Origin of the sequence: Asanoa siamensis (assembly GCF_016862555.1) — a bacterium.
GTDB lineage: Bacteria > Actinomycetota > Actinomycetes > Mycobacteriales > Micromonosporaceae > Asanoa > Asanoa siamensis.
Genome location: NZ_BONE01000212.1, coordinates 1 through 814, shown reverse-complemented (window position 1 = coordinate 814; position 814 = coordinate 1). Strand labels below are relative to the sequence as shown.

Sequence of the window (814 nt, the reverse complement as noted above, 5' to 3'; positions counted from 1 at the left end):
TCAGGGCGATGTTGTGGAGATGGGCGATGCCGGAAGCGGTGTCGGTCAATGTTGTGGCGGCGCGTCGGTGGTCGCGGAGGATTTTCCAGGTCTTCATGCTGGCCAAGGCGTGTTCGACGCGGGCGCGGATCTTGCGGTGTCCGGTGTTGAGGTCCTTCTTCCAGCCGGGGAGTTCGCTGCCGTCGGCGGGTTTGCGGTATGGGATGACCACGTCGCGGTTGCCGCGGTAGGCGCCGTCGGCCATGACCGGCCGTCCGGCCAGTTTCCGGTCGATGCCGGAGGTGCGGTAGACGATGGTGTCGTTGCGGTTGCCGGGCTGCGGGTCGCCCAAGGCGATGACGAGGCGGGTTCTTGCGTCGATCGCGACCTGCAGGTTCGTCGAGTAGCGGTAGTTCTTGCTCTGGGCGGCCGCTCGGTGGTCGCGGGTCGGGATCAGGGTGCCGTCGACGATCGCGATCTGGTCAACCGGCCGCCGGCGGACCGGGGCGAGGGCGAGTAGCGGGCCGACGGTGTCGATGACCCGGTGCGCGGCCGAGTGCGAGACCCCGAACAGCGGGCCGATCTGGCGCATCGTCAGGTTCGTCCGCCAGTACGCGGCGACCAGCAACACCCGGTCGGCCAGGTCGAGGGCCCACTGCCGGCCCGGCCGACCGTCCGCGATCGCGTCCCCGCCGCGCCGCGCGACCAGCCGGACCAGCCTGCGGAACTGAGCCGGCTCCAACCCAGTGAACGGAACGATCCACTCCGGACGCGACGCGGTGATCACCTGCACCCAGGAATCATCGATGATCATCCCCAACGGACAGACACCGGG

1 protein-coding gene is annotated in these 814 nt (G+C 69.0%); it reads right to left on the bottom strand.

What is annotated here, in order from left to right; translation table 11 throughout:
- Nucleotides 1–772: transposase family protein (locus Asi02nite_RS41305; RefSeq protein ID WP_203719491.1), on the bottom strand; the 772-nt coding region annotated here is incomplete at its 3' end.
- Between the last annotated feature and the right edge of the window lie 42 nt (nt 773–814).